The following is a 22,279-nucleotide window of genomic DNA, read 5'->3' as shown; positions in this document are numbered from 1 at the left end:
ATCAGTAGTTCTCCAGCGCGTCCACCGAACGCCAACTGGGCCCGTTGACGTGTGGTCCGTCGTTGCGCGTTCGGCCGAAGATCACCGCGACCGCCACCAACGCTTCCACCACGGCGATCCCGATGGCCGCCGTCATGAGGGCCGACGGCGATCCCGCGTCACTCGCCTGCGCGGTCTGCGGGACGTGGCACCCGCCGACCGATAGGTGGGTGGCGATCATGGCGAGACTCATCATCGCGACGGCGCACCACGCCCGCAGATCCGGGCCGCGCCACAGGTGCCACGCGCACAGTCCGCACATCAGTGCCATGCCCACGGTTACCGCCGTCATCGGCATCCATGCGCCGGACAGCGCCACCGCCACATGCAGGGCACCCGAGGTGAGTGCGAGGGCGGCGCACGCCCGCCGTCCGACGACGGCGAGCGTGCGCGTGGCGATCATCATCAGTCTTCGCAGCAGTGCGCGCTCGGGCCGGCGGGGACGCCGAGCGAAGGGTTGCGGTCGAAGAATCCGACCGGCTTGAGCTTGAATCCCGCATAGTCCACTGGCATCACGGGCCAGTCCTCGGGGCGCGGGAAGTGGGTCAACCCGAAGGTGTGCCACAGCACCAGATCCTCACCCTCGATGTTGCGGTCGGCCGCCACGTAGGCCGGCAGACCGGCGCCGCCGGGATTCTGGTTGACGTAGTCCCCCGCCGGATACCGTTGTGCCGGATCGTATTGGGTGACCCAGAGGTGTTTGGTGGCGAAGGCGGCCCGCGACGCGATGGAGCTGGCGGGATCGGCGAGCAGCGCCGGTTGTCCCTCCGGGTGCAGGGCGTAGCCGACGTCCTGGCCGAGCCGATTCTGCTTGTCCGGGTTGGTGATATGCCAGACCCGGGCCTTGAGATTGTCGGCGCTGCGTGCGGCCTCGGACTCGGTTCGCAGTGGCGTCTTCTGCGCCCGGAAACCGTTGCCCCACGGGTTGTCCGGGCCCATCGGCACCGGCACGGCGTCGACCTCGGTGACGGTGTTGCGGTCACCGTCGACGGCCATGTCGAGGCGTGCAGAGAAGAGGTGCTGGTGGAACGGTGCGCCGAGACCGGGTGCCATCTCGGTGGAGAATCCGTCCGGACCGCGGTGCGCGGAGGTGAACACGATGCCGGTCGCCTTGGCCTCCAGTTCGATGGTGCCGTCGAGGTAGAGGTACCAGTAGAAGCCGTAATCGTAGTTGCCGATGGTCAGGAAGAAGGAGATGACGAGGCGGCGGGAGCGTCGGGTCTCGGCCATGTCGTTGAACATGTCGGTGTGCTTCCACAGCACGCCGTAGTCCTCTTCGTGTAAACAGATGGCATTCTTCAGTACTCGCGGATTCCCTTGCTCATCGGCGATCGTCACATCGAAGTAGGTGATGTCGCCGAGACAGTCGCAGCCGAGTTCCAGCGAGTTGGTGTAGCGCCCGAAGAGGTACTCGCCTTGGTCGAAGTAGTTCTGCCAGTATCGAACCGGTGATGGATCGGCGTACGGGACGACCATCTCGGCGATCGAGGCGCGATAGATGACCGGGCGGACGTCCTCACCGTCGCGGATCGACAACTGGTGCAGGGTGAGGCCTTCGCGGATGTCGAAGCCGAATCGGAAAGTCCAGTCTGCCCAGCTGATCTGGTTGCCGTCGACGGTGAAGCTGGGGCCTTCCGGCTGAGTGATCTCGATGGGCTTGAGGTCGGTTCGGGTGGGCGTGCCATGGGGTTCCGCATTCCATTCACCGCGTTCGGTGGGGACCGGGAGTTCGATCTCGTCGACGACCTTCACGACGCGACGACCGATGAGGTCGACATAGGCGACGATGCCGTCGATGGGGTGCGCCCAGGGGAGGTCGGCCTTGTCGGATTGGTAGAAGGCGAGCACCCGGACGATGCGCTGCCCGACCTCGTCCTCGTGCCCGAAGACGCCCGCGGACAACGGCACCGCACGCACGTTGGCGGGCTCGAGACCACGTTTGCGCATCGCCGCCACCCACTGCGCCGAATCCAGCAGGTAGGACTCGATGTCCTCGAACTCCTGATCCAGGATCGGCACTTGCCCCTCACTGGCAGCGTCAATTCCCGTGCGGTGCAACACTTCACGATCGGTGACCGACACGAGGAGACTACTTCCCTCGCCGGTGGCCCGATCCAGCAACAGCACTCGCGCGCGGCGATGAATCGGATCTCCCGCGGTGAAGCCGGACACGGTTGCCTTGTCGGGTTCGTCGAGGGTGACGAAGACGAAACGGGTGTCGGCCGACAGCAATCCGGCCGAGTCGACGATCTCGCGGACCGCGATGATCTCGTCGGCGGAGAGCGGAGTCAGTGGATGATCGGGTGCGGAACTACCGGCGTCTGCGGGGCGAGTGATGGCTGCGGTACTCATCGTGTTCTCCTTTGGTTGAATTCTTGTTAACGGATAAGGGGTTTCAGACATCGGACGTGGACGTGTGGCGCGCGGCATGTGGCCGGAGCACCGCGACCATGGCACCGGCGAGGAACGCGGCGACCAGCAGCACGGCGATGATGATCGCGAGGGTGTCGGAGCCCCCGACGAGGAGCGGTAGGTTCATCGCGGTGAGCACGAGAAGTGAGGCGAGACCGAGTAATCCGAGCCCGGGAGCGATCGCGGTGTGCCAGATCCGGACGTCCTTGCGCGTCCGGCGGAAGTAGACGATGACCGCCGCCGAGGTGAGTGTCATCAGCGCGACGACACCGACGGAGGATATGCCGGCGAACCATGCGAAGACCTGCGTGACCGGGTCGAGGCCACCGAGCGCAGAAGCGACGACGAGCACTGCGGCGCTGACAGTCTGGACGACGGATGCGATGTGCGGCGACGAGTGTCGGGCGTGGGACCGCCCACAGGATGCCGGCAATGCGCCACTGCTGCCCAGTGAGTGGATGTAGCGCGCCAGCACGTTGTGGAACGAGAGCAGTGCCGCAAAAAGGCTGGTGATCAACAGGATCTGCACCAGATCCCCGGCTGCGGCACCGACATAGCGCACGGCAGTGTCGGTGATCATTCCCTCCGGGTCCTCGGTCGCCTTGACGACTGCTCCGGCGTCGCCCCACGCACTGACCATCAGCCAACTGCTCAGCGCATAGAACACGCCGATCAGGATGAGCGCGCTGTAGGTTGCGCGGGGAATGGTGCGGGCGGGGTCGCGGGCCTCGTCTCGGAAGACCGCGGTGGCCTCGAAGCCGATGTAGCCGGCCAGTGCGAAGATCAGTGCGATTCCGGGTGCGCCGTGAAAGAAGTTGGCCGGCTGCAGTGCCGCTGTCGACAGCCCGTCCTCTCCGCCGTGTGCCAGCACGGACAGGTTGATGACCATCACGATGCCGACCTCGCACACCAGCAGCACACCGAGGACACGGCCCGACAGTTCGATGTGGCGGTATCCCAGTGTCGCGACCAGGACCAGCATCACCGCTGCGTACACGTACCAGGGAACTGCCGGACCGCCGTGTGCGGTGACCAGGTCGTTGATCGCCGCCCCGATGTATCCGTATACGGCGCCCTGCACCGCGGTGTAGGAGAGCAGGGCAAGGAACGCGGCGCCGAGACCCGCGTGCCGCCCGAGACCGTGCGCCACATACGTGTAGAAGGCGCCGCCGCCCGGGATGTGCCTGGTCATTGCGGTGAATCCGACCGCGAAGAGCAGCAGCACCACCGTGCAGATCACGTACGACGCCGGGTAGGCCGCTCCGTTACCGGCGGCGATGCCGAGCGGCACGGTGCCGGCGATCACCGTCAGCGGTGCGGCGGCCGCGACCACCATGAACACGATGGCCGTCGGACCGAGCCGACCAGTCAATGTGTGTCGGGCGTCGGCGCTTTCGGCGATTCCGCCCGCTGAGGTCTTCGTGGTCATTTCTTCCTCATCCCTCTCGACGGAGTTCGTGTTCAGACGTGTCCCCGCCGCTGGTTCCATTTCGGGTTGCGGTTCTCTCGATGGACTGGGCAGTACCGGTGGTCATTGCGCGCAGCAGTCTTCTTCGCACGACGCCAGACGGTTGTTGCTCGTCGCTAAACTGCTATGGCACTGATGATTTCGAGCCTCATTGCTGAGGTACTGCCGGTTCCAGACACTGACCCTACGCCCGACTATGACCCATGTCACCACGTATTTCGAATGAGTATCACCACTTCGTGAATTCTCATTTGAGAACCACAAATCGCCTATTCGTGAATGTCGAAGAATACGTCGTCAGACCAGCTCACCGGTGGATTCTCGGGTCAAATGAGAATGGATCGACAGTGTGTTTCTCATTTGACGAAACCGAGAATTGACGATGAAATGCTGAGACCGCGCGCACACCTGGGCTACGTTGCGTCAGGGCACGCAGACAGTCAGGCAGATGACGAGGTGAGCAAGATGGGCGCCATCCGGAGCCGTTCCCCGGTCGCCGGACTCCGCCGTGCACAGCTGTCCTTCGCCGAAGTACTGGGTCAGTCGGTGGCAGCGGTGGCGCCGTCGGCCGTCATGGTCACCCTGCCGGCGCTGGTCATGCCGGCCGCGGGTGTGGCGACCGTCCCCGTGTTCGTGATCACCACGGTGCTGTTTCTCGCGGTCGGTTACTGCGTCAGTCAGTACGCCACGAGGATGATCGCGGTCAGTGGGCTCTACAGCTACACCGCCAAGGGACTCGGCCCGGTGGCCGGGATCGGCGCGGGATGGTCGGTGGTGATCGGCTATGCCGCGGCCGCGATGGCCAGCACCGTGGGCGCGGCGGCCTATTTGACCAGTCTCCTGCACCGCGTCGGACTACCCGGCGGGCCGCCGACCATTGCCGCGCTGGCCGTTGTCGTCGGTTGCGTCGCGCTGGCACTGATGGTGCGCGGGATTCAACTCTCGGCACGGATCTCGCTGACCATCGAGGTCTTCGCGGTGACCGCCGCCGCGGTGGTGCTGACAGTGGTGGCGCTGCGGCCCGACGTACCCACCACCACCGTCTCCGACGCGTCCGCCCACGGCCCGCCCGGCGCACTCGGGTTCGCATTGCTGCTCGCCACAACGTCGTTCGTCGGCTTCGAGAGCGCCACCACCGTCGCCCGCGAGGCGCGCCGCCCGTTCACCTCCGTCTCACGCGCGGTGCGTTGGACCCCACTCGCCCTCGGCGTGCTGTACGTGTTCGCGGCCGTCGCCCAGTCCGGGACATCGGGCGTGACGTCGCCCTCGACATCGCCGATCGTGCTGAGCCTTCCGTCGTCGGATGGCACCATGACGACCGTGTTGTCGATTCTGCTGGAACTCGGTATCACCGCATCGTGGTTCGCGTGCGTGATCGGTTCGGGAACCGCGTTGTCGCGCACCTTGTTCGCGATGGGTCGTGAAGGCGTACTGCCCTCCCGGATGGGGTATACACACCCACGTTTCCGGACGCCGGTCAGTGCGCTGCTTGTGGCGATGCCCGTCGTGACACTGATTCCGGTCGTCTACCTGTTCGTCGTCGACTCCGCGCGGCTGACGCTGATCGGCCTGCTCGCAGTGTCGGCGCATGGCTACATCTGCGCCTACGTTCTCGTGTGCGCGTCGACACCTCGGTTCCTGCGCCGCATCGGCGAACCCGGGCGGCTGCCGACGGTGATCGGAATCAGCACGGCCACAGCACTTATCGTGATCGTCGTGTGGGCAGCCCTGACCATCGATGCACCGGTCTGGATCGCCACCGCGACGTTCGGTGCCCTGATCGCGTGCGGGTATCTCCTCTATGTCATTCGTGCGCAACGACATCCGGGCCTGGCAGATCGGGTCGGGGTCTTCGACGAGACGACCGCGGATCAAGTGGTCAATGACTATGATCCCTGGCAGGTGCGCCGATGAGTCCGGAGGGATCAAGCCTGTCGGGGCGGCAGCCCAAGGCCGTGCAGTCGGCGTTGCGGGTGCTCGAGGAGGTTGCCCGTGGTGGCGTCGGCATCACCGCCAAGGATCTCGCCGATCACCTGGGCATCCCGTCGGCCACGGTTTACCGGTTGCTCAATCTGTTGGTGGCAGAAGGATTTGTCGTCCGTTTGCCGGATCTGTCCGGCTTCGCGCTCGGTCCGCGTACCGGCGCGTTGGTGGACGCGACCCTCGTCCCGCGCGTATGTACGGCTGCCCGTGATGTGTTGGCGGAGTTGCGCTTGTCCACGCGGTTCGGGGCGCACCTGTACTACTTCACCAACACCGGTGTGCGCGCGGCCGATATCGACGACGAGTTCCCACCGACCGCCGACGAACGCACTCTGAATCTCTATCTGCACGCGAGTGCCGTCGGCAAGCTGCTGCTCGCCGAGAAGGAGGACGTCGACGACGTGGTGTCGGCGCCGTACACCGCCATCACGACGCGCACCCCTACCACCAGATCCGCACTGCTGGATCAACTGTCGGCGGTCCGAAGGGGCGGGTACGCCTTGCAGGTCGGCGAGATGGACCCGGATCGCGCATGCCTGGCGGTCGGGGTGCGTTCCCCGTCGGGCACGCTCGTCGCCGCCCTCGCCCTGTCCGCCCGCGCCGAACAGCACGAACCGCTCGGCCGGCAGGCGGTGACGCTGAACGAGTACGCGCTGCGATTGAGCCCGCTGCTGGCCTGACAACCGATACTGTCTACTCATGACCACCCGTGTCACCTGGGCAGCAGCATCTGCCTGTGCCGCACTGTCGCTGGCGATCGCCGGCTGCAGCGACGAAAGCGGCTCCGCGCAACCTGTCTCGACCCCCGCCGCGACGACGCTGACCTCCACCGTCATCGCGTCCGCGAGTCCGACCTCCGCTGCCTCAGCACCCACGACTACTGCTGCAGCGCAAGGTATTCAACCGCTCGTGGTGCCGGTATCCGGCAGCCAGGGATCGACCACCTACGACGTCCACCTCCCGCAGGTCTCCGGCGGGCCCGAGGCAGTGCGGCAGCGCTTCAACTCCGGTATGCGCGCCACGCTCGATGACCTCCTGAAACCTGCGTCGGACACCACCATCACCGACGGCACGCTCGCTCACGACGAACGCAGCCGTGTCACCACCATCACTCCCAACGTCGTCGCCGGTGTCGCGATCTACAACTGGTACGGCAAGGGTGCCGCGCATCCGAACAATTCGGTGGCCACGATCACCATCAACGCGAACACCGCTGCGCCGGTACTGTTCTCCGATGTGTTCACCAATCCGACTGCGGCAGCACAAGAATTGGCGGCGGCGGTCGATCGTATCGACCCGCAGGCCGCGCCGACAGCCCCGGTGGTCGAGAGCTTCGCGAACTGGGTGCCGCTACCCGAGGGCTTCCACACCTACGTCCCCGTCGCGCACGCACTCGGCGACTACCTGCCCGTCACAGTGCCGTGGAGCGAGATCGCCGGCCAACTGAAGCCGGGTGTCCAGCACATGCTCGCCGGCAGCTAACTGACGAGCTTCAGCCCGATGACCCCGGCAACGATCATCACGATGAACAACGCCTTGAGCAAGGTCGCGGATTCGGCGCCGGTGGCCATCGCGTAGACGACGGTGAGCGTCGCGCCGATCCCGACCCAGACGGCGTAAGCGGTGCCGGTCGGCAGCGTCCGCATCGCGTACGCCAGTCCGGCCATCGACGCCACGAGCGCGACAGCGAAGACCACCGACGGACCGAGTCGGGAGAAACCTTCGGATTTACCGAGCGCGGTTGCCCATACGGCTTCCAGCACTCCGGAGATGACGAGAACGATCCAGGCCATGACGAGCACTCCTGCGCACCGTCTTGTCGAGTGGCCGGGTACGGTGCTCCTGGTCCGGGGCGCGCGCCGTTGCGCACCTGCTTTCACGATACCAACGCCGACAGCAACCACTTTTGCCCCGACAGCAACCACTTTTCTGCCGACAGCAACCGGACCGATACGCGGTCGGGTTGCTGTCGGCACAAATGTGGTTGCTGTCGGCGCAAAGAAACGGCCCCTCATCTGCGTCGATGAGGGGCCGTTCGCTGCGGTGGCGAGGGGATTTGAACCCCTGGTACGGGGTTACCGTACACAGCATTTCGAGTGCTGCACCTTCGGCCGCTCGGACACGCCACCGCGGAAGACTGTACCGCAGTCGGCGTTGAGGCTTAAATCGCCTGGTCAGAGGGGCCGAAACGAAGTCAGTTGCCGGTCAGCTTGTTCTTGATGTCGTCGACCTTGCCCTTAACGGCGTCGGCGGCTTCGGTGACCTTCTGCTTGCCCTGTGCGGTGGCCTGGTCGCCCTTGCCCTCGTCCTTGAGATCTTGGTTGTCGGTGAGGTCGCCGGCAGCTTCTTTACCGCGCCCCTTCAGTTCTTCTGCCTTGTTCTTGGCGTCGTCGGAGATTCCCATGAACTGATTGCCTCCTGTGCATACCCGGGAGCCGTGTTGCCGCCGGGTTCGAGAGCACCCTCTACGGTGCCACGGAACCGCAAACTCGACCAGAATCGCTGGTCATCCGGGTTTTCAGTGTCCGGTGAGCTTGTCTTTGAGCTTGCCGAAGGTCGATTTGGCGGAGTCGACCGCGCTGTGCACGGCGTCGCTGTCGGCGATCTCGGTGATCTTCTCCTTGGCGGAGTCGACGGCGCCCTGGATCTTCTCGTTGTCGGCCAACTCGGAGAACTTCTCCTTCGCCGACTCGACCACTTCCTGGACCTTGTCGCTGTTGGCAACTTCACTGACCTTGTCCTTGGCCGAGTCCATCGCGCCCTGGACTTTGTCACTGTTGGCGACTTCACTCACCTTGTCCTTGGCCGAATCCATCGCGCCCTGGACTTTGTCACTGCTGGCGACGTCGGCGACCTTGTCCTTGGCCGAATCCACCGCACCCTGAACCTTGTCACTGTTGGCGACGTCGGCAATCTTGTCCTTCGCGGCGTCGGCCGCTTGTGCTGCCTTGTCGGTTGGCTCAGACATCGCGCCTCCTTGTTCCCGGACGCTTCGGACGCGCCCTTGTCCAGGTTCCCAATCTGCCACAGCGCAGTCGACACCGTGCGGTGAACAGGGGGCGCCGATCAGGGCGCCGTCAACGACGGGGCTCGAAGAAGGCCAGCATCAGGGCCTTGCAGTCGGGCTCCAGGATGCCGCCGCGAACCTCGGGCCGGTGGGTCAGTCGGGGGTCGCGGACCACGTCCCACAGCGAGCCCACCGCACCGGTCTTGGGCTCCCACGCGCCGAAGATCAGCGTGCCGACCCGGGACAGCGTGATCGCCCCGGCGCACATGGTGCACGGCTCGACGGTGACCACCAGCGTGCACCCCGGGAGCCGCCACCCGTCGCCGAAGCGGGCGGCGGCGGCGCGGAGCGCGAGGATCTCGGCGTGTGCGGTGGGATCGCCGTCGGCCTCGCGACGATTCGCGGCACGCGCCAGCTCGATGCCGGCTGGATCGAAGACGACGGCGCCGATCGGGACGTCGTCGGCGCCTGCCTCACGCGCGACGTCGAGCGCCGAGCGCATCATCGATTCCCACACCGAGAGCTGCGACGATCCCGCCTCTCCGGTGTGCGGTGGACTCAATGGCCCAGCGCGTCGAGCACTTTGGAGAGTTCGTCGGCAAAGCCGAGGCGGGCGGCGATCATCCCGACCTGCTCGTCGGCGTAGAGGTCGGTGTCGCCGACGATCACGCTCATGACGGCGTCGGGTAAGCCGAGGTCGGCGAGGATACCCAGATCGCCCTCTTCCCACGGATCGACGTCGTCGAGCTCGTCAGGGTCCAGGTCGGGCACCTCGACGCCCATCGCTTCGAGCGTGTCGGCGGCGATGTCGTAGTCGATGCCGGCGGTGGCGTCGGAGATCAGCAGCTGCGCGCCGGACGGGGCGGGGCGCAGGATGATGAAGAACTCGTCGTCGACGTCGAGCAGCCCGAACACCGCGCCGGTGGCCCGCAGTGCGAGCAGCTGCCGTTCGGCATCGCCGAGGTCATACAGCGCGGTCTTCTTCAGCGCGCTCACCTTCCATGCGCCCTCTTCGCGCACGACCGCAACCGCAAAACCCTCGAGGTCGTCACCGACACTCTGCTTGTTCGGACCACCCGATACACCAGCGGCACTTGCCATGCAGGTCACCGTAGCCGGTATCCGCGACCGGCCCAAGTCTCCGCCCGTCGACCACCGGGGTGGACCTGCGTTCGGGCGCACCGCCGATGTGGAAATGTGGGCATCGTGACTGCCGCTGCCGCACACCCCGACCCCGCCCTCGCCACGCCGGTCTGCATCCTCGGCCTCGGCCTGATTGGCGGTTCGCTGCTGCGGGCGTTGCACGACGCGGGACACCCCGCCTACGGGTACAACCGCTCGGCGGTGGGCGCCGACGCGGCGACGGCGGCCGGCTACCGTGCGTCCACCGACCTGGTTGCCACACTGCGGCAGGCCGCCGACGATGACGCGCTCATCGTGCTGGCGACCCCGGTCACCACCATCGACGCATTGCTGCCGACGATCGCCGAGCACGCCCCGGACTGTCTTCTCACCGATGTCATCAGCGTCAAGCAGCAGGTTGCACAGACCGTGGCCCGCCTCGCCCCCGGGGTGCGCTACATCGGCGGGCATCCGATGGCAGGCACCAGTCAATCTGGTTGGGCAGCAACCGATCCCGAGCTTTTTCGGAACGCGATGTGGATGGTGACGACCACCGACGACACCGACCCCGCCGACTGGCTCCGCGTCGCCGGGCTGGCCCGGGCAGTCGGGTCGCTGGTGGTTCCGGCGGCACCGGATGCCCACGACCGGGCGGTCGCCGCGATCTCCCACCTCCCGCATCTGACCGCCGGCGCGACCGCCGCGGTCGGCGCCGGTGAGAGCGAACTGGCGCTGCGACTGGCGGCCGGGAGTTTCCGTGACGGCACCCGGGTGGCCGGGACCGCACCGGCCCTGCAGCGCGCGATGCTCGAGGCGAACGGGGTTGCGCTGCTCAACGTTCTGTCGGAGACCATCGATAGGTTGATCGCGGCCCGCGATGAGCTCCGCGATCACGGCACGGTCGAGATACTCGTCGACGACGGGCACCGGGCGCGGCTGGCCTATGACGCCATCGCCGGGGAGGCTCCCCAACCGATCACCGGTGTGCAGATCGGCGCGGACGGCTGGGCGTCCGAGCTGCGGCGCCAGGCACACCGGGCTCGTGTGTGGATGGGCTGAGCCGCCGCGCTCAGACGCGCTTGGCGAGTCCCGCGTAGTCGACGACGAAGCCGTTGTCGTCGACGGTGATCGTCGAGGTCGCCACCGGTGACACCACACCGATGGCGCTCGCGCCGGCCGTGTAGCGCAGCGTCGCGGGTTCGACGACATTGCCCGGCAGGTAGAGGTAGACCACGGGCACCTCACGCTCTGCGGTGCCCTCGGTGAGGTGATGCCGGCGGATGGGCAGCGAGTTGAACATCGGCGACAACGCCAGGTCGACGTCCTCGGCCCCGTTGAAGTCGCTGCGGGTTGTGGTGCCGTCCGGCCGCTGGACCAGCCAGTTGTGTTCACCGTCACGCGCGATGCCCAGTTGTGTTTCGCCACTGGCTTTGAGCAGGTGCACCGACAGACGCTTGGTCACGCCCAGGTCATTGGTGACCAACTCGTACGACGCGGAGAACGCCTCGTGGTCGTCGGTGGCGGCGGCGATGATGCGACCGTAGGCCTTGATCCGGGCGCCGTTGACCTGCAGGCGCACCTGTTCGAGCCGGTCAGCGCCCTCGCCGCGCCAGGTGATCATCGTCTTGAAATCACTCGACGGCGTGCCGCCCTCGGACGCAGCGGTGTTCTCTGGGGCTGTCTGCGAAGAACTCACGGGTCTACGGTAGCGACCTCGGGACCTCCGCACACGTTTGATGAGCACGTTTGGTCGGCAGTTCGTGTGCGGACGGGCGTCAGCCGCGGCACGACACCGTTCGGCGCGGGGATGCGTCGTCGATTTCGTCACGCGCGATGACCTGTCCATCGACCTTGATGGTGCAGGCCGCGTCGCCGGTCCCGGCGAGCACCAGAATGCGCAGCGGGTTCGACGTCCCGGTGAACGTGACCGACCACGGGATGGTCGCACCCACCGTGGTCCGCAGTCCGACGGCGTCGACGTAGATGATGGTCGGCGCGCTGGTCGAGGTCGCCGAGGTGACCTCGTAGACGACCTCCTTACCGGCTGCGATACCCGGTTCGGTCGGCACTCCCGGAATTGCGCCCGGGGTGTCGCCGGGTGCCGTCGGCACGCCCGGGGTCACCTGCGGCAACTCGGTGATCTGCACCGGACCGGTGGAGCGGGTCGCGGTGTCGAGTTCGTCACCACCGCGACCGAGCAACCGGTAGCCGAGCACGACGACGAGCAGCAGGATCACCAGGAACGCGACGATGCCGCGCGCGTTGGACCGTCGTCGACCCGCAGCCGCGACCGGCGACGGGGTGTCGCGGGCCGGTTCCGGTGTCGTGGATGCGTCGGCGACTGCCGGACGACCCGGGGGCGGGGCCTCACCGGTGACCGTCATCGGCATGCCACCGGGTCCGAATCCCAGCGGCGGATACAGCCGCTCGAGCGGCCGGGCATACAGGTCGGTCAGCGGATCGCGGCCGACGCGGGACGCGGGTCCGGTCGGTGGTCCCGGCTGTGTCATGGCCCCGGCCTCCTTCCGCAGTCGCGACCGTCTGCCTCGACCCTACGACGCGACCCTGACACACCGGTCAGAGGCGACTCTCCAACCTCGCCGACAGGCCGGCTTCCTGCAGGTCCAGTCGTTCGAGCATGGCCCGCACCGCTTCGTCGTCGACGGTGCCCGCGTCGCGTTCGGCGACCAGCGCGTCACGTTGGGCGCCGAGCACCGCACGGTAGAGCGCGGCGAACGCGTCGGTGCGGGCGGTGTGCGCGTCCGGGTCCGGCATCTCCTCGGCGTCGCGGGACTGTCGGGCGACAGTCTCCTTGATGAAGTCGACCGTCGACGGGTCGAGTTCGCTCGGCGGCGCGGCGACGAACCCGGCGAGCACGTCGTCGGCCGCGAGGTGCACGATCTCTTCGGTGCGGGCGGTCTGTTCGTGGTCGTAGCGTTCCTCGTCCTCGTTGTGCAGGTGCAGTCGCCCGATCAGCCACGGCAGGGTCGCACCCTGGATGAGGATGGTGCCGACGGCCACGACGAAGGCGATCGCCTGGATCGCAGACCGTTCAGGGAACGGTTCACCGGACGCGACGGTGAGCGGGATACCGGAGGCCGCGGCCAGGGTCACCACGCCCCGCATACCGGTCCACGCGACGACCATCGACTCCTGCCAGGTCAGTGGTCGGTGATCGATACGCTGCGCCCAGCGTTGCCGCCGTGTCGGTGGTCGGTCCGGGTCCTTCGGTTGTCCCCGCGACGCCGGGCGGCGGGGCTGCGCACCGATCTCGGTGGGGGCGTTGGCGTCGATGCGGCGGCTGACCACGCCGCGGCCGAACATGACGAACACGCACAGCGGCCGGATCAGCAGCACCACGACGAGCACCAACAGCGACACAACGGCGATGTGTACCAACGACTCCCGCGCCTCCTGCAGGTCCTCGATGATGAACCGCAGCTGTAACCCTATGTAAGCGAAGACAAATGCCTCGAGCAGGACGTCGACGGAGTTCCACACGTAGCGCTCCTGCAGCCGCGTCTGATACCCGGCGTGCACCGATCCCGATCCGACGATGAATCCGGCGATGACCACCGCGAGCACCCCGGAGGCGTGTAGGTGTTCGGCGGCGAGGAACGCGGCGAACGGCACGACGAAGCCCTGCACGGTCTCCAGCGCCGGATTCCGCAGATGCCGGCGAATCCACAACGCCAGGAAGCCGAGTGCCGCACCGACGACGGGACCCAGGATCGCGTTGTAGCCGAACAAGAGCAGGGGATTCGCGATGAACGAGTGGGTGTCGGCGAGCTGCGAGATGGCGATCGCGAACAGCGACAGCGCGGCCGCGTCGTTCACCAGACTCTCGCCGGTGAGGATCGTCATGAGCCGTTTGGGCAGACCGAGCTTGCGGCCGATCGCGACCGCGGTGACCGCGTCCGGCGGTGCCACGATGGCACCGAGTAGCAGCGCGAGCATGAAGGTGAACTCGGCGATCACCAGCGAGGCCACCCACCCGACGACGAGCGCGGTGATCACGACCATCGCGACACCGAGGCCGAGAATGGGTTTCAGGTTGCGCAGAAAGCTCGGAAAGGAGAATCCGAGCGCCGCCGAATACAGCAGCGGCGGCAATACCACGGTCAGCAGAATGTGCGAATCGAGTTCGACCTTCGGCATTCCGGGAATGAAGGAAACAACCAACCCGATCACGATGATGATCAGGGCCGGCTGCATGTCCCGTCGATCGGCGATGGCCGTGACGATGATCGCGCCGACGAGCACCAGGATGAGCAATTCCATGGCGAGGATTGTCTCAGCCGGTGTCCGATCTCGCCGGACGCGATCGTGCGCTGGCTCAGCGCGTCAATGCCGTGCGGTCAGCGCGCGACAGTGTTGTTGTTGCCGAAGGACAGCTTCCCGTTCTCGAACAGCAGCGGGTACAGGATGCCGCCGATGAGGCCACCGATCAGCGGTGCCAGCCAGAACACCCACAGCTGGGCCGGTGCTCCGTTGGCGTTGAAGAATGCGACGCCGGTCGAGCGGGCCGGGTTGACCGAGGTGTTGCTGATCGGGATGGAGATGAGGTGAATGAGGGTGAGACACAAGCCGATTGCCAGCGGACCGAATCCCTTGGGTGCTCGATCGTCGGTGGCGCCGAGGATCACCATGATGAAGAAGGCGGTCAGCACGATCTCGGCGACGATGACCGCACCGAGGCCGTAATGATCCGGCGAATGCTCCCCGTAGCCGTTGGCGGCCATGTTGCCGACCCGGTCGAACCCGTCCTTGCCGGAGGCGATCAGCCACAGGATGAGGCCGGCAACGAGACCACCGACGACCTGTGAAATCCAGTACCCTGGTAGCTCTTTCCACGGCAGGCGACCGCTGGCCGCCGCACCGAGGGTGACCGCCGGATTGAAGTGTCCACCGGAGATGTGGCCGACGGCGTAGGCCATGGTGACGACGGTCAGACCGAAGGCCAGGGCGACACCGAGGTAGCCGATGCCGACCTGGAGATTGGTGCCGTTGTCGGCCTGGGCAACTTGTTTGGCGGCGAAAATCGCGCTACCGCAACCACCGAAGACCAACCAGAATGTGCCGAACAATTCGGCAAGATATCGTGCAACGGGATTTGGTGACATTGTGGCGATCCCTTTCGCGTTTGGTGTGCCGAGCGTGAGTTGATCAACCGTCCCGCAGGTCACCATAGCCAACGATTGTCGCAATCGCTTCCTCATCACCTATATCGTTATCAATCCTCAGAGGTCTCCGATAACGCATTCGATGAGCAGAGGAGCGAGATCGCCGGGCAGCGGCGCAGACAGATCGAGCCAGCGCACCTCCGCGATCTCCGCGGCCGCCGACACCGCCTCGACCGGCTCCCCCAGGGCGAAGACGCTGGCCACAAGCGCGTGGCCGGGTTCGTTGGCCGCCGCCGTGCGATAGGTCCCCAGATGCCGCAGACCATTCGCGTCGACCCGTAGCCCGACCTCTTCGGCACATTCCCGTACGGCCGTCTCGATCGCCGATTCCCCGGGCTCGGGCTTTCCGCCGGGCAGCATGAATCGCTCGGTTCCGCGCTTGCGGACGGTGAGCAGGTCGCCGGCGCGGTTGCGGACGACCACGCCACTGACCACGATCTCCCGCTCCTCCGACATAGGGCACACCCTAGCGGCGCCGTGAGACAGAACATCCCGCCACCGGTGTCGGTGGCGGGATGTGTGGAGTGCGCCCGTAGGGATTCGAACCCCAAACCTTCTGATCCGTAGTCAGATGCTCTATCCGTTGAGCTACGGGCGCGTAGCTATTCAGTTATCACCGCGGTCGGCGCGACCACGGTCGGCGGAGGCGAGAGGATTTGAACCTCCGGTCCCGTTTTAGCGAGACAATTCATTAGCAGTGAATCCCATTCGGCCGCTCTGGCACGCCTCCCGGCGGAGTCCTTTCGAACTGCCGAAGCGAAAGGTTACACACACGCGGCGCGCGGACGCAAACCGCGTGGACAGCAGTGCTGTTTTGGCTGTTCGGGGGCCGGAGTCCTACATTTGACGGGTGAGCTTGCGCATCCGTCCCGACCTCGACGATCTGCCCGTCTACGTGCCCGGAAAGACTTTTCCCGGGGCGATCAAGCTTGCCAGCAACGAGGTCACCGAGGGGCCGCTGCCGAGCGTGCTCGACGCGATCACCACCGCCGCCGCCTCGGTCAACCGCTATCCCGACAACGGGATGGTGGAACTCACCGCAACCCTGGCCAAGTGTCTCGGCGTCACCGAGAGTGAGATCCAGGTGGGCTGCGGGTCGGTGATCCTGTGTCAGAACCTGATCACCATGACCAGTGGCCCCGGCGACGAGGTGGTGTTCGGCTGGCGGTCGTTCGAGACCTATCCCCTCGCCACCCGGGTGGCCGGTGCCACGCCGGTGCAGGTGCCGTTGACCGGCGACCTCGTCTACGACCTCGACGCGATGGCGGCGGCGATCACCGATCGCACGCGCCTGATCTTTGTCTGCAACCCGAACAATCCGACCGGGACGGTGGTGCAGGCCGACGATCTGCGTGCGTTCCTGGCGAAGGTGCCCGCCGACATCATCGTCGCGCTCGACGAGGCGTACTTCGAATACCTCCGACTGGGTTCCGACCAGGCCTACGACGCGATCGCGCTGCATCGCGAGTTCCGGAACCTGGTTGTGCTGCGCACCTTTTCCAAGGCCTACGGCCTTGCCGGCCTACGCGTGGGCTATGCCATCGCCGATCCGGAGGTGATCACCGCGCTGGGCAAGATCCACGTCCCGTTCTCGGTGAGCAGCGTCGCACAAAGGGCCGCACTTGCCTGCCTCGAGGCCGGCGACGAACTCCTCGCCCGCACGGACGCCGTCGTCGCCGAGCGGGTGCGGGTGTCCGAACGGCTGCGGGCGCTGGGTTATCGGGTCCCGGAGACCCAGGCGAACTTCGTGTGGCTCGAACTCGGCGATCAGACGATGGATTTCGCGGCGGCGTGCGTCGAGGCGGGAGTGGTGATCCGGCCATTCGCCGGTACCGGCGCCCGGGTCACCGTCACCACCCCGGCCGAGAACGACGCGTTCCTGGCCTTCGCCGACGAGTGGAGTCGACGGGGCTGAGTCCGAAACGCCCTACAGGCCTCGCGATATTGTCGGCCAGGCCACCGGCAGGTCGCGTTCCCAGTAGACCCAGTTGTGCGTGCCGATCAACCGGAATCCGTCGGTGAACGGAATGTTGTTGGCGCGCAAGGTCGCAGCGAACTCCAGCGAGCAGCGCCAGGCACCGAGTTCGAGTGCCGAACCGGCGGCGGTCACCGCTTGGCGGGGACCGTCCTTGGGATCTGCGGGTGCGGTGAGATCGAGCGGTCCGACTGCTCCCGACCCGGCCGCGAGGAAAATGTTCTTTCCGCGCAGTTTGTTCAGGTGCAGGCTGGGGTCATGCGCCGACCAGTTGGTCGATCCGAAGGGACCCCACATGTTGGTGGCGTCGCCGCCACTCTTGGCGACGGTGGTGCGGACGTAGGCCTCGTTGGCGGGGCCGGAGACCGGCGGGCAGCCGCTCAATGACGCGATCCCGCTGTAGAGGCTGGGGTGGCGGATGGCGAGCGCGAACGCCGACTGTCCGCCCATCGACAGCCCGATGACCGCATTGCGGCCGGTGCCGTCGAAACGTGCGTCGATCAGCGGGGGGAGTTCCTTGGTGAGGAACGTCTCCCACTGCGGCTTCCCGAGCTTGGCGTCCTTGTGCGCCCAGTTCGTGTAGAAGCTGCCGGCGCCTCCCGTGGGTAGGACGACGTTGACATTCTTGTCGGCGAAGAACTTTCCGGCACGTCCTTTGGAGATCCAGTCGCTGACGTTCTCCCCCGCGTCGGCGCCGTCGAGCAGATACACCGTCGAGCGGGGCCCACTGCTGTTCTGCGGGGTCAGCACCGACACCTTGACCTTGCCCCGCATTGCGGGCGACGTCACCCAGATGTCGGTGCGCAGCGGACCGAGTTTGGCGACCTTGGAGATCTGGGCGACGGGACGTGGTTCGGCGTGGGCGACCCCGGCCACCGTCGTCGCAGCAGCGATCACCGCAGCCGACACCACTGCAGCGACACGCTTCGACTTCAACTCGACTCCTCCCCGGGCGGTGCGACGCCGCCGTGCCATCAACCGGACACGGTCACACCTATGGTGCCGAGGATACCCGTGTGGCCTACGTGGTGAGAAGGGGTCAGAGTCCGGGCGACATGGCTTCCCACATGTGCGGGAGCTGACGTGCCCAGTAGTACCAGTGATGGGTGCCGACCGCCGTGAATCCATCGACGAAGGGCAGCCGCTGGTTGCGGATCTGCGTGGCGAACTGCTGTGAGCAGTCGTACGCCGCGACCTCGAGCGCCGCGGAGGTCGCCAAGACCACCTGGTAGGCACCTTCCTCCGGCGTGACGGTGCGGGTGGTGTCGGCGGGGCCGAGTTGACCTTCACCGGCGTAGAGGTAGAGCCGCTTGCCGCGCAGTGCGTCGAGTCGCAGGCCCGGGTCGTGCGCGCGCCATCCCGGCGACCCCGGTGGGCCCCACATGTTGTCGGCGTCCGCACCGCCGCGAGCGATCGTGGCGCGGACGAAGGCCTCACCCGCGGGGGTCGAGGTGCGGGGGCAACTGCTCAGCGACGCGACCGCGCGATACAGCGATGGATGCCGCGCGGCGAGCGAGTAGGCGGCCTGACCGCCCATCGACACCCCGGCGATGGCATTACGGTCGCCGCCGCCGAACCGTGCGTCGATCAGGGGCGGCAGTTCTCTCGTCAGGAACGTCTCCCACATCGGCTTGCCGACGCGGGGGTCCGCACGCTCCCAGTCTGCATAGAACGTGCCGTAGGCCCCGACCGGGAGCACGACGGTCGCATCCTGGTCCGCGAAGTACTGCTCGGCCCCGCCGACCCGCAACCAATCGCTGACGTTGCCCTTCGCGCCGGCTCCGTCGAGCAGATACAGCGTCGGACGATTCGGCGGGACGCTCGACGGGGTGCGGTGTCGCGGGGTGAGGACGTAGACCTTGATCTGTTTGTGCATCGAAGGCGAATAGGTCCAGACGGAGGCGCGGGTCGGGGTCTCCTGGGTGACCGAGACGATCCGGGCGTCCTGCGGTGCTGCCGCAGCCACTGTCACCGGGGCGAGGAAAACTGCCGCGACGATGCACGCGACAAGCCCGACAGCACGAATCGATCTCGGAGCGCCCACCCTGCATCCTCACTGGTCGTCTACTGTCGAACGGACCCGTCCGGTTCCGTCGATCAGTAGTCGTTGGCGCCCCCTCGCCGACGAAAACGCCGGTCCGCCGGGCACATCGACTCCCAGTACTCGAAACCCACCAGGAGGGACATGGCCACCGCGGACCAGCGACATGATGGGCGACAGCGTACCGGGCATCCAGGTCTGGCGCACAACGAGTTCGCCTTCTCCGCCGACGTTCCGGTGCGGTGGTCGGATATGGACGCATTCGGGCACATCAACCATGCGCGCATCGTGACCCTGATGGAGGAAGCCCGGATCGCGTGGTTGCTGTCGGCCGGCGAGGAGTACGCACCGCTCATCACCAGCGCGATGATCGTGCATGTCGAGATCCGCTATCAGCGGCAGTTGCGGCACGACGACTCGCCGCTGCAGGTCGGGATGTGGATCAAGGGACACCGATCGGTGGACTTCACCATCGGCTACGAGATCCGACCGGCCGGCGAGGACACGACGACCAAGGCGGCGTGCGTGGCGAGCACGCAGATGGCGGTTGTCGACGTCGAGGCGCACACACTGCGTCGGCTGCGCGACACGGAGAAGGAGTATCTCCGCGCGTGGTCCAGGTAACGGGAGGCTACGCCTGAGGTTCTACGACGGCTCGTAGCGTTCCGGGAGTTCCCTGGGCACCGCCGGTGACAGTCGGGCGATGTTGCCCTGCAACACATCTCGATAGATCCGGAGCTGCTCTTCGCCGGCGCGCACCTGTTCGGTGAGGCGCTTGGAGTTGTCCACCGACAACTCCCGGTCGCCGGAGCGGGCGATCAACGCGTCGATACGCCCGTCGATCGTCGTCGTCCGGTTGTACTCGGCGAGCACCCGTAGCTCGATGGCCGCCGACTCGACGACGGCGGCGACCTCGCCGAGCGCCTGCACCCGGTCGATGAGTTCGGACCACACCGGCCGCAGGGTCGTCTCGCGACGATCGATCTGCTCGGCGAGGCCGGGGTCGAAGCCGCCGTTGCGTTTGGCCCGATCGAGATCGATCCGGACGGCCCGCAACGCGATCACGTCGGCGGAGACCTCGGCGAGTTCGGCATGCAGGTTGACCTGGGTGCGCTGCAACTCGAAATGATCCGACAGCCACGCGGGGTTGCCGACGACGCGGTCGTAGAAGTGGGCGGCGAGGAACAGCAGGGTCTCGTACCCGTCGACGAAGGCGGCGCTGCCGGGGGTGTTCCGGGTGGCGTCGGTCGTCGGCTCGTTCTCCGGCGCGAGGATCTGGCTCGCCCACTGTCCGGCCTGCGGATACCCGGACTTGTTGGCGACCTGTCCGACGACCCCGGCGAGTCGGTCCATCGCGGCGTTCCCGGCTCGGCGCATATAGCCCGACGAGTTCACGTTCGGGGTGGGGGTACACAGCAGTCCGCCGAAAAGCCGTTCCCGCTCCTCGATCTCGAGGTAGACATTCTCCCGGCGCTCTCGCCGGATGCCCCGAGTGCCGGTCGCAAAGATGCCCTTGCCCCCGACGATGACCTTGCGGGCGTCCTCCCGCCGTCGATGCAGGCCGTTGAGTCGGTTGCGCATGACCGCGGCCACCACGCCGGGTACGACTGGATTCGCGAGTTGATGTTCGAGCTGGGCGATCGCCTTCTGGAGTCGGCGGAGCTCGCCGTACCCCTCGGGCAGCGTGGGGATCGGTAGCCCGGTGGAGACGCGCCGTACGACGATCGCGCGGCCCGGGGGAGTGATGAACCCGCTCGCGACGAGGACCGCGGCGATGTCGGAGAGCTCCGGCCGATCGCCGGGCAGCCGCGACTGATCACACCATGCGCGGATCTGGTCGCTGGATGTGATGTCGGCCCGCAGAGCGGGAGGCCGGTAGTCCACCATCACCCCATCGTACGTGCGGAATCAGCGTCAAACCGGCGTCCGCGGGCGATCACAGGCACGGTCAGCCGGTGCAGCAGCCACGCGATCGGGATGCTCGCGGCGGTCGTCGCCGCGAACGCGATCGGGGCGGATCCGGCGAAGACCCGATAGCCGAGCAGGTCCATGACGATCTCCAGCACCACCACGTGGACGAGGAAGAACTCGTAGGAGATCTCACCCAGCCACACCATCGGCCGACTGCCACACAGCCGTGCCCACCAGTCGGATTGGTCACCCATGGCCAGTGGTCCGATCAGCGCGATCGCGATGATCACGTACAGCGCGTGCTTGACGACGGCGGCCGACCCGGACAGCGGGGTGATGGTGGGTTCCCCGGCGATCGCGGTGGCCGAGAGGAGAAACGCCGCCACCGCGACCGTCACCGAGGCAGTGGCCGGCCACGATCGGATGAGGCGGGCGCAGACCGCCAGTCCCATGCCGGCGGCGAACCAGCCGAAGAACGCGGGCGCCCACAATCGCGCGGTCGGGTTGACACCCGCCGAGCCGGCGATCGCGATCGTCCAGATCGGCGAGATCAGCAGCAGCGCACCGATCCCCACGAGCAGCAGATCCGGCCGCCACCGTCGACGACACACCACGACGACCAGCAGGTAACCCAAAAGCGGCAGCACCAGGTAGAAGACGACCTCGGCGGCCAGGCTCCACATCTGGGTGAGTCCCGAATGCAGGTGTCCGACGCCGTAGACCTGGGTGAGGGTCATGTTGCGCAGGAAGCCCGACCACCCCTGCCCCGTCGGCGAGGCGTCGGGCGGGGTGTAGAACCCGAAGAGCAGATAGACCGCGATCACGGTGATCCAGTACGCCGGCAGGATGCGGCGAGCGCGGTGCCAGAAGTAGCGGCCGGTCGACGGCACCGCACGATCCTCGGCGAGGGCCCGAACCCACGGCCCGAACAGCAGATACCCCGACAGCACGAAGAAGATTGCCACGCCGACCTCGAATCGGGACAGCAACCGACCCAGGTAATCGTCGGTGTAGTGCCCGGTCCAGTACGCGGCGTGGGTCAGACAGACGGCGAGGGCGGCGACGGCGCGGATGCCGGTGAGGGACGGAATCCGGGCGGCCATGCCGGACATCCTGCCAGTGCCCGCGGTGGCAGGAT

At 66.6% G+C, this 22,279-nt stretch carries 23 protein-coding genes, 3 tRNA genes and 1 riboswitch; of the genes, 6 read left to right on the top strand and 20 right to left on the bottom strand.

The genetic code is table 11. From position 1 onward, the window contains the following. Position 1: 1 nt before the first annotated feature. Genes AAFP30_RS25045 through AAFP30_RS25035 form a run of 3 tightly spaced genes read right to left on the bottom strand, consistent with a single transcriptional unit; the run spans position 2 to position 3,880 of the window. A complete protein-coding gene (locus AAFP30_RS25045) occupies positions 2–445 on the bottom strand; it encodes a hypothetical protein (protein ID WP_419232752.1) in 444 nt (147 codons plus the stop codon). Next, positions 445–2,391 carry a primary-amine oxidase gene (locus tag AAFP30_RS25040; RefSeq protein WP_419232751.1) on the bottom strand — a complete coding sequence of 649 codons (1,947 nt, stop codon included), beginning with the start codon at positions 2,389–2,391 and terminating at the stop codon, positions 445–447. The genes AAFP30_RS25045 and AAFP30_RS25040 overlap by 1 nt, the downstream gene beginning before the upstream one ends. A 43-nt stretch (positions 2,392–2,434) precedes the next feature. Next, positions 2,435–3,880, bottom strand: coding sequence for an APC family permease (locus AAFP30_RS25035; protein ID WP_419232750.1), 1,446 nt, complete (start codon positions 3,878–3,880; stop codon positions 2,435–2,437). A gap of 504 nt (positions 3,881–4,384) precedes the next feature. Between AAFP30_RS25035 and AAFP30_RS25030 the strand changes: the two genes are divergently transcribed. Genes AAFP30_RS25030 through AAFP30_RS25020 form a run of 3 tightly spaced genes read left to right on the top strand, consistent with a single transcriptional unit; the run spans position 4,385 to position 7,384 of the window. Next, positions 4,385–5,833 carry an APC family permease gene (locus tag AAFP30_RS25030; RefSeq protein WP_419232749.1) on the top strand — a complete coding sequence of 483 codons (1,449 nt, stop codon included), beginning with the start codon at positions 4,385–4,387 and terminating at the stop codon, positions 5,831–5,833. After that, a complete protein-coding gene (locus AAFP30_RS25025) occupies positions 5,830–6,582 on the top strand; it encodes an IclR family transcriptional regulator (RefSeq protein WP_419232748.1) in 753 nt (250 codons plus the stop codon). The genes AAFP30_RS25030 and AAFP30_RS25025 overlap by 4 nt, the downstream gene beginning before the upstream one ends. 19 nt (positions 6,583–6,601) lie before the next feature. Then, on the top strand, positions 6,602–7,384 hold the full coding sequence (locus AAFP30_RS25020; protein ID WP_419232747.1) for a hypothetical protein: 783 nt from the start codon (positions 6,602–6,604) through the stop codon (positions 7,382–7,384). Here the strand turns inward: AAFP30_RS25020 and AAFP30_RS25015 are convergent. The 6 genes from AAFP30_RS25015 to AAFP30_RS24990 form a co-directional block, all read right to left on the bottom strand. Then, positions 7,381–7,695, bottom strand: a complete 315-nt coding sequence (locus AAFP30_RS25015; RefSeq protein WP_419232746.1) for a DMT family transporter — start codon at positions 7,693–7,695, stop codon at positions 7,381–7,383. The genes AAFP30_RS25020 and AAFP30_RS25015 overlap by 4 nt on opposite strands. Positions 7,696–7,707: 12 nt before the next feature. After that, positions 7,708–7,776: riboswitch (guanidine-III (ykkC-III) riboswitch) on the bottom strand. 167 nt (positions 7,777–7,943) lie between these two features. After that, positions 7,944–8,031: transfer RNA gene (locus AAFP30_RS25010), tRNA-Ser, on the bottom strand. Between the two features lie 65 nt (positions 8,032–8,096). Beyond that, positions 8,097–8,306, bottom strand: coding sequence for a CsbD family protein (locus AAFP30_RS25005; protein ID WP_419232745.1), 210 nt, complete (start codon positions 8,304–8,306; stop codon positions 8,097–8,099). A gap of 114 nt (positions 8,307–8,420) precedes the next feature. Further along, complete coding sequence (locus tag AAFP30_RS25000) at positions 8,421–8,870, bottom strand: hypothetical protein (RefSeq protein ID WP_419232744.1); 450 nt, start codon at positions 8,868–8,870, stop codon at positions 8,421–8,423. 109 nt (positions 8,871–8,979) lie between these two features. Further along, positions 8,980–9,411, bottom strand: coding sequence for a nucleoside deaminase (locus tag AAFP30_RS24995; protein WP_419232839.1), 432 nt, complete (start codon positions 9,409–9,411; stop codon positions 8,980–8,982). A 56-nt stretch (positions 9,412–9,467) separates the two neighbouring features. Further along, a complete protein-coding gene (locus AAFP30_RS24990; RefSeq protein WP_419232743.1) occupies positions 9,468–10,010 on the bottom strand; it encodes a tRNA adenosine deaminase-associated protein in 543 nt (180 codons plus the stop codon). A 105-nt stretch (positions 10,011–10,115) separates the two neighbouring features. Here AAFP30_RS24990 and AAFP30_RS24985 point away from each other — a divergent pair, with 105 nt between their 5' ends. Beyond that, positions 10,116–11,090, top strand: a complete 975-nt coding sequence (locus AAFP30_RS24985) for a prephenate dehydrogenase (RefSeq protein ID WP_419232742.1) — start codon at positions 10,116–10,118, stop codon at positions 11,088–11,090. A 10-nt stretch (positions 11,091–11,100) separates the two neighbouring features. On the opposite strand, the gene AAFP30_RS24980 is transcribed toward AAFP30_RS24985, so the two are convergent. From AAFP30_RS24980 to AAFP30_RS24950, 7 genes are all read right to left on the bottom strand, one after another. After that, positions 11,101–11,727, bottom strand: coding sequence for a putative glycolipid-binding domain-containing protein (locus AAFP30_RS24980; protein ID WP_419232741.1), 627 nt, complete (start codon positions 11,725–11,727; stop codon positions 11,101–11,103). Positions 11,728–11,806: 79 nt separating this feature from the next. After that, positions 11,807–12,541, bottom strand: a complete 735-nt coding sequence (locus tag AAFP30_RS24975; protein WP_419232740.1) for an MmpS family transport accessory protein — start codon at positions 12,539–12,541, stop codon at positions 11,807–11,809. Positions 12,542–12,608: 67 nt separating this feature from the next. Further along, positions 12,609–14,312, bottom strand: a complete 1,704-nt coding sequence (locus AAFP30_RS24970; protein ID WP_419232739.1) for a cation:proton antiporter — start codon at positions 14,310–14,312, stop codon at positions 12,609–12,611. A 77-nt stretch (positions 14,313–14,389) separates the two neighbouring features. Then, positions 14,390–15,154, bottom strand: coding sequence for an aquaporin Z (gene aqpZ / locus AAFP30_RS24965; RefSeq protein WP_419232738.1), 765 nt, complete (start codon positions 15,152–15,154; stop codon positions 14,390–14,392). A 117-nt stretch (positions 15,155–15,271) separates the two neighbouring features. Continuing rightward, a complete protein-coding gene (locus AAFP30_RS24960) occupies positions 15,272–15,670 on the bottom strand; it encodes an NUDIX hydrolase (RefSeq protein ID WP_419232737.1) in 399 nt (132 codons plus the stop codon). Positions 15,671–15,739: 69 nt separating this feature from the next. Next, positions 15,740–15,812: transfer RNA gene (locus AAFP30_RS24955), tRNA-Arg, on the bottom strand. Between the two features lie 43 nt (positions 15,813–15,855). Then, a tRNA-Ser gene (locus AAFP30_RS24950) sits at positions 15,856–15,944 on the bottom strand. Positions 15,945–16,064: 120 nt separating this feature from the next. On the opposite strand from AAFP30_RS24950, the gene hisC reads away from it, so the two are divergent. Further along, positions 16,065–17,129 (top strand): histidinol-phosphate transaminase, encoded by a 1,065-nt coding sequence (gene hisC / locus AAFP30_RS24945; protein WP_419232736.1) that lies wholly within the window; start codon positions 16,065–16,067, stop codon positions 17,127–17,129. A 12-nt stretch (positions 17,130–17,141) separates the two neighbouring features. Here hisC and AAFP30_RS24940 read toward each other — a convergent pair whose 3' ends face one another. After that, positions 17,142–18,101, bottom strand: coding sequence for an alpha/beta hydrolase (locus AAFP30_RS24940; RefSeq protein ID WP_419232838.1), 960 nt, complete (start codon positions 18,099–18,101; stop codon positions 17,142–17,144). Between the two features lie 127 nt (positions 18,102–18,228). Continuing rightward, on the bottom strand, positions 18,229–19,161 hold the full coding sequence (locus AAFP30_RS24935; protein WP_419232735.1) for an alpha/beta hydrolase: 933 nt from the start codon (positions 19,159–19,161) through the stop codon (positions 18,229–18,231). A gap of 213 nt (positions 19,162–19,374) precedes the next feature. Here AAFP30_RS24935 and AAFP30_RS24930 point away from each other — a divergent pair, with 213 nt between their 5' ends. After that, entirely contained in the window at positions 19,375–19,854 is a 480-nt protein-coding gene (locus AAFP30_RS24930) for an acyl-CoA thioesterase (protein WP_419232734.1), read from the top strand. 21 nt (positions 19,855–19,875) lie between these two features. Here AAFP30_RS24930 and AAFP30_RS24925 read toward each other — a convergent pair whose 3' ends face one another. After that, the gene (locus AAFP30_RS24925; RefSeq protein ID WP_419232733.1) at positions 19,876–21,117 is read right to left on the bottom strand and encodes a hypothetical protein; all 1,242 of its coding nucleotides are present in this window, start codon (positions 21,115–21,117) and stop codon (positions 19,876–19,878) included. Then, positions 21,117–22,244, bottom strand: a complete 1,128-nt coding sequence (locus tag AAFP30_RS24920; RefSeq protein WP_419232732.1) for an acyltransferase family protein — start codon at positions 22,242–22,244, stop codon at positions 21,117–21,119. The genes AAFP30_RS24925 and AAFP30_RS24920 overlap by 1 nt, the downstream gene beginning before the upstream one ends. Positions 22,245–22,279: the final 35 nt, after the last annotated feature.

Origin of the sequence: Gordonia sp. CPCC 205515 (genome assembly GCF_048537925.1) — a bacterium.
In the GTDB taxonomy this organism is placed as follows: Bacteria; Actinomycetota; Actinomycetes; order Mycobacteriales; family Mycobacteriaceae; genus Gordonia.
The sequence above is the reverse complement of the archived record's forward strand: the minus strand, read 5'-3'. Positions and strand labels throughout refer to the sequence as shown.

Excerpts from the sequence above, each read along its gene's own strand:
- AAFP30_RS24925 (WP_419232733.1), bottom strand. The coding sequence starts at position 21,117 with ATGGTGGACTACCGGCCTCCCGCTCTGCGGGCCGACATCACATCCAGC.
- AAFP30_RS24920 (WP_419232732.1), bottom strand. The coding sequence starts at position 22,244 with ATGGCCGCCCGGATTCCGTCCCTCACCGGCATCCGCGCCGTCGCCGCC.
- AAFP30_RS24975 (WP_419232740.1), bottom strand. The coding sequence starts at position 12,541 with ATGACACAGCCGGGACCACCGACCGGACCCGCGTCCCGCGTCGGCCGC.
- AAFP30_RS24970 (WP_419232739.1), bottom strand. The coding sequence starts at position 14,312 with ATGGAATTGCTCATCCTGGTGCTCGTCGGCGCGATCATCGTCACGGCC.
- AAFP30_RS25030 (WP_419232749.1), top strand. The coding sequence starts at position 4,385 with ATGGGCGCCATCCGGAGCCGTTCCCCGGTCGCCGGACTCCGCCGTGCA.
- AAFP30_RS25015 (WP_419232746.1), bottom strand. The coding sequence starts at position 7,695 with ATGGCCTGGATCGTTCTCGTCATCTCCGGAGTGCTGGAAGCCGTATGG.
- AAFP30_RS24990 (WP_419232743.1), bottom strand. The coding sequence starts at position 10,010 with ATGGCAAGTGCCGCTGGTGTATCGGGTGGTCCGAACAAGCAGAGTGTC.
- aqpZ (WP_419232738.1), bottom strand. The coding sequence starts at position 15,154 with ATGTCACCAAATCCCGTTGCACGATATCTTGCCGAATTGTTCGGCACA.
- AAFP30_RS25000 (WP_419232744.1), bottom strand. The coding sequence starts at position 8,870 with ATGTCTGAGCCAACCGACAAGGCAGCACAAGCGGCCGACGCCGCGAAG.
- AAFP30_RS25025 (WP_419232748.1), top strand. The coding sequence starts at position 5,830 with ATGAGTCCGGAGGGATCAAGCCTGTCGGGGCGGCAGCCCAAGGCCGTG.
- AAFP30_RS25020 (WP_419232747.1), top strand. The coding sequence starts at position 6,602 with ATGACCACCCGTGTCACCTGGGCAGCAGCATCTGCCTGTGCCGCACTG.
- AAFP30_RS25005 (WP_419232745.1), bottom strand. The coding sequence starts at position 8,306 with ATGGGAATCTCCGACGACGCCAAGAACAAGGCAGAAGAACTGAAGGGG.
- AAFP30_RS24995 (WP_419232839.1), bottom strand. The coding sequence starts at position 9,411 with ATGCGCTCGGCGCTCGACGTCGCGCGTGAGGCAGGCGCCGACGACGTC.
- AAFP30_RS25035 (WP_419232750.1), bottom strand. The coding sequence starts at position 3,880 with ATGACCACGAAGACCTCAGCGGGCGGAATCGCCGAAAGCGCCGACGCC.
- AAFP30_RS25045 (WP_419232752.1), bottom strand. The coding sequence starts at position 445 with ATGATGATCGCCACGCGCACGCTCGCCGTCGTCGGACGGCGGGCGTGC.
- AAFP30_RS24930 (WP_419232734.1), top strand. The coding sequence starts at position 19,375 with ATGGCCACCGCGGACCAGCGACATGATGGGCGACAGCGTACCGGGCAT.
- AAFP30_RS25040 (WP_419232751.1), bottom strand. The coding sequence starts at position 2,391 with ATGAGTACCGCAGCCATCACTCGCCCCGCAGACGCCGGTAGTTCCGCA.
- AAFP30_RS24960 (WP_419232737.1), bottom strand. The coding sequence starts at position 15,670 with ATGTCGGAGGAGCGGGAGATCGTGGTCAGTGGCGTGGTCGTCCGCAAC.